This is a genomic window from Bacillus sp. AP50 (genome assembly GCF_040492675.1).
Classification (GTDB): Bacteria; Bacillota; Bacilli; order Bacillales; family Bacillaceae_G; genus Bacillus_A; species Bacillus_A cereus.
In genome coordinates, this window is sequence record NZ_JBEUTW010000419.1 from 1 (window position 1) to 3,603 (window position 3,603).

The following is a 3,603-nucleotide window of genomic DNA, read 5'->3' on the forward strand; positions in this document are numbered from 1 at the left end:
TTGTGATTCTGTATTTGTGCACTACTGTAGAAATATATCGTAGAAACGCTTTGTTTGCTAAATGTTTAGTTCTTTCCATTTACTAAAAAACATAGCTTCATACACTTAATATCATATTCGTTACATTGCAAACTATTATTTTGTCTTCTGTACAGGCAAACTACTAAAAATCAATTCAGCAACTTTTACATATCCTTTTGAGTTTGGATGAATTAAATCCTTAGACCAAAGCGTATTGTCATTAACTAAATGATGATTCCAAAAATCAACATGATGAAGCTTATACTCTCTGCTCAGTGAATGTATAACTTCATTTGCCTCTAATAATTGTTCTTTTATTTCTTGTTTTTTTTCAGAAGCAAAAGGAAGCCTAACTGTAAAATCAGGAAGGTTTGCTATAATAATATCAGCCCCTGCTTTACTTAATGTATCTATCATAAATTCCATATCGTTCTTATATGCATCATGATTCCAACGTCCTTTTAAAACATCGTTTGCCCCTGCAATGAGACTAACCAAATCTGGATTAAAAGTTAACGCCTTTTCCAATTGCTGCAAGCGAATTTCTTCAGTTACTAACCCACGCTTTGCAAAATTGGCATATTCTATATCTTTTTCACACAGTTGAACAAAATGATCTACCCAGCTTTTTAATGCAATTCCCTCAACTTCATCCCCTATCCCCTCTGTAAAACTATCACCAATTGCTACAAATCGCTTCCACATATGTATTCCCCCTTTATTTTTAAACATATCTATACTATACAATAGCTCACACCGTAATTGTTATTTCTAAGTGGTTTTCGATTTCAATTATATTCCACTTTACTATATTTACATTTAGAATCCAAAATTGACCGATTCCCAAGTATACTAAGGAATCGGTCATATTCGTATATTTACTAAAGAAATAAAATCCCTCTAGGAATTATACTTTTTTCAAAAAATTTGTTGTTCTTTGTTTTGCCCAGTTGATACATTTCTTTTCGATTAAATGATACGAAACTATAGAAAAAAGTAGTGTCATTGCAATGCACAAAGTAAGAAGAAAAAATTACACCCTGACATTCCAAGCTATCCACATAAGAATCTATAGTGCTTGGAAACCTTTTGTTTCAAACTAATATTTAGTTGTATCCTATAAAATTAGCTTTTTACTATATCAATCGTACGATCCCACATACCACTAAAAAAAGATCCTGTTTTACGTATAAAACGTGTAAGCCAATTTGCTTGTTCCACATCAGATTTTGTTACAAGGTCTATTTGTAATGAATTACCTGATAAGAACCCAGGATCTGTATTATCTTTAGACGAGATAATCATTTTACTAATTGTTACACCTTTTTTAATAGGCGCTTCTTGTTCCCTATTCGATACTTTAAATTCTTTTTTATAAATGTCTTTATTGCCCTTCGGCATTGGAAGTGAAACAGCTTGCTTCGTTTGAACTACTACATCTTTGTCTTTTGCATTTGCCACTCGAACTGTTTCATGTCCTTTTATTACTGAATCTTTTCCGTAGACATTCTTCACTTCAAAATTCGCAAATCCATAATCGTATAATTTCTTTGTTTCATCAAAACGTGCCGTATGAGATTTTGCTTTTATCACTACAGAAATTAGTCGCATACCATTTCTTTCTACTGTACCAGTGAAACAATCTCCCGCTTCTGGAGTCGTTCCTGTTTTCAAACCATCTACACCTTCATATTGCTTAATTAAGCCTTTTAACATCCAGTTAAAGTTCGCCATATCAATTGGATATTTACCACCCTCTTGGAATGTTTTTTTAGGAATTTTTGCTGTATTTAATATTTGGGGGAAATCTTGAATAAGACGTTGTGCTAAAATTGCACAATCCCTTGCAGACATTTTATTTTTCTCTTCTAGAGTTGTCCCTTCTAGATGATATCCTTTTAAATCTTGATTTGTTAAGCCAGTAGAGTTTACAAACTTATAATCTTTCATACCAAACTCTTTTGACTTATCGTTCATCATTTTTACAAAATTGACCTCTTTACCAGCAATCTGTTCAACTAAAGCAATTGTTGCACCATTTGCAGAGTAAATTGCCATTGCCTCATATAACTCTTTTACCGTATAAGAGCCACCATTTTCTAATGGAACATTTGATAGTGAACGATCTTGCGAAATCTTATGTGCATATTCAGAGATTTTAACTTTTTGATCCCATTTAAGTTTTCCTTTATCCACCGCTTCATGAACTAAGTATTCGCTCATCATTTTTGTCATACTAGCAATTGCCAATGATTCATCTGCATTTTTTTCATATAAAATTTTTCCGGAATTTTCTTCTATTAAAATTGCTGACCCTGCTTCAACGTCTATAGCAGGATCTGTTTCCGCTGCTGCTTTTCCAATTGTAACGACCATGCTACAAAATATTGTAAGCACTGTTACTATTGCAATAACTCTATTGCAAAACATACCTTTCACTTCTGTTACCTCCAATTTCTTTGTACTTAAAAAAAGCGTTATTCTAACATAATCCCGCAAAAAAATAGAAAGTGTTCTCAAATTGTATATACATATAAAACGTTAGAATCGCTTTCATATAGACCATCTCATCCGACATTTTTAGGTGCGCTAATACTTTGTATTCCCACACATATCCTTATTTTTAATCCCCTTATATTTTTCAAAATGATTCACACTTTCATATTTTTTTAGGATTACAGTTAATAGACAATCTAAATAATACATTTGTTCCACATTTACAAAAAATAAAAAACTACACCCTATACTGGATGTAGTTTTTCTAACTGATTTATTTATTTTTCACTTCATTTTTATAAAAAGCAAATAATGGTTCGATGGATGGACTAGATAACAGCGGAATTGCCTTCTCAATCAATTTCCTATCCCAATCAAACCAACGCATTTCCATTAACATGTTTATTTCTGTATCAGTGAATCGTTTCTTTATTTCCTTAGCAGGATTTCCACCAACTATTGTATACGGCGGAACATCTTTACTTACGACTGATCCTGCAGCAACAATTGCACCTTCACCAATAGTAACGCCAGGCATTATTATAGCATTCATTCCAATCCAAGCATCACTTTTAATGACTGTATCTCCCTTAGGTTCATATGATTGTTTAATTTGCTCAGCGAATGGATATACTGTAATCCATTCTGAGTGATGATTATGATTACCACCCATTAAAATGACTACCCCGCTTGCTATGCAAACATAATTCCCAATAATGAGTTTGTCAAGGTGCCATCCCATCTGTTCAATTGGATTGAACAGTGCTTGGGACTTAGCATCTCCCCACAAATACCTTACACAGCCATCTTCAAAATTTTGATAACTATAATAGCCTGAATAATAGGAGTACTCTCCTACTTCAATGAGTGGATTTGTTACTATATCTTTTATATACTTTGTTTCTGACCAATGATTAAATAATGGATGCTTCATAACTTTATTCCTCGCTTCTAAGTATTATATATATTGCTATTTACTTAGAAGCTTACTACGACTGCTACATTTTTTAGCTTTCTCAAACGACGAATCATTATCTTCAAGCCTTTCTTTTATACTATAAAAAAGCATAACGCAATACATTACAC

The 3,603-nt window shown here is 32.7% G+C and carries 3 protein-coding genes and 1 pseudogene; all 4 read right to left on the bottom strand.

The window, feature by feature from the left end:
* Window positions 1–135: 135 nt before the first annotated feature.
* The 4 genes and pseudogenes from ABWK52_RS23745 to ABWK52_RS23760 all read right to left on the bottom strand — a co-directional run bounded on the left by ABWK52_RS23745 (window position 136) and on the right by ABWK52_RS23760 (window position 3,451).
* Entirely contained in the window at window positions 136–726 is a 591-nt protein-coding gene (locus ABWK52_RS23745) for an SGNH/GDSL hydrolase family protein (RefSeq protein ID WP_000265873.1), read from the bottom strand.
* 202 nt (window positions 727–928) lie between these two features.
* Window positions 929–1,054: pseudogene (locus tag ABWK52_RS23750) on the bottom strand (acyltransferase family protein); the annotation flags it as partial.
* A gap of 92 nt (window positions 1,055–1,146) precedes the next feature.
* Window positions 1,147–2,460 (bottom strand): D-alanyl-D-alanine carboxypeptidase family protein, encoded by a 1,314-nt coding sequence (locus ABWK52_RS23755; RefSeq protein WP_000677709.1) that lies wholly within the window; start codon window positions 2,458–2,460, stop codon window positions 1,147–1,149.
* 331 nt (window positions 2,461–2,791) lie between these two features.
* Window positions 2,792–3,451 (bottom strand): CatB-related O-acetyltransferase, encoded by a 660-nt coding sequence (locus ABWK52_RS23760; RefSeq protein ID WP_000682540.1) that lies wholly within the window; start codon window positions 3,449–3,451, stop codon window positions 2,792–2,794.
* Between the last annotated feature and the right edge of the window lie 152 nt (window positions 3,452–3,603).

Coding starts and splice junctions, on each gene's coding strand:
- ABWK52_RS23745 (WP_000265873.1), bottom strand. CDS start 726: ATGTGGAAGCGATTTGTAGCAATTGGTGATAGTTTTACAGAGGGGATA.
- ABWK52_RS23760 (WP_000682540.1), bottom strand. CDS start 3,451: ATGAAGCATCCATTATTTAATCATTGGTCAGAAACAAAGTATATAAAA.